Source organism: Rhodococcus sp. CX (genome assembly GCF_015865005.1).
In the GTDB taxonomy this organism is placed as follows: Bacteria; Actinomycetota; Actinomycetes; order Mycobacteriales; family Mycobacteriaceae; genus Rhodococcus.
On the sequence record NZ_JADZGH010000225.1, the window covers coordinates 15,795 to 16,586 of the forward strand.

Annotated in this window: 1 protein-coding gene; it reads left to right on the forward strand. The window is 68.9% G+C overall.

Going from position 1 to position 792, the window contains the following annotated elements:
• Positions 1-792, forward strand: a 792-nt coding sequence (locus tag I0Q12_RS33905) for an AMP-binding protein (RefSeq protein WP_231611420.1), incomplete at both ends; no start/stop codon positions are given.

The following is a 792-nucleotide window of genomic DNA, read 5'->3' on the forward strand; positions in this document are numbered from 1 at the left end:
ACAGGTCGCCGCGAACCCGGACGCCCCGGCTCTCGAATTCGACGGCCGCACCTGGACCTACCGGCAGCTCGACGCGTGGGCGGGCGCGACCGCCCGGCAGCTGGTCGACCTCGGCGTCGCTCCCGAGGAGCGGGTCGCGCTCGGTATGCGCCGGTCCGTGGAGCTGGTGATCGGCATGGTCGCGGTCGCGAAGGCCGGTGGTGCCTACGTGCCGGTGGATCCGGATCAGCCGGCGGAGCGGACGGACTACATTCTCGGCACCGCGGATCCGGTGTGTGTGCTGACCACGCGCGGCGAAGGCTTCGGGGCCGACGGTGACCGCGCCGTCCTGTTCGTCGACGACTTTGTGCCGCAGGATGATTCGACGGTCGATGTCCCGTTGCGCGTGGCGTCTCCGGCGCCGGAGCACACGGCGTATGTGATCTTCACGTCGGGTTCGACGGGTCGTCCGAAGGGTGTGGCGGTGCCGCATCGGGCGGTGGCGAATCAGTTGGTGTGGAAGGTCGCGGCGTTCGGGTTGGGGTCGGACGATGCGGTGTTGCTCAAGACGGCGGCGACGTTCGATTTGTCGGTGTGGGAGTTCTGGTCGGCGTTGGTCTCGGGTGGCCGGTTGGTGGTGGCCGAGGCGGAGGGGCATCGGGATCCGGGTTATCTGCTGGGGTTGATGCGGTCGGCGTCGGTGTCGACGTTGCATGTGGTGCCGTCGATGCTCGAGGCTCTGCTGACGGCGGCCGATGGTGCTGTGTTGGCGTCGTCGTTGCGTCGGGTGCTGGCGATCGGTGAGGCGTTGCC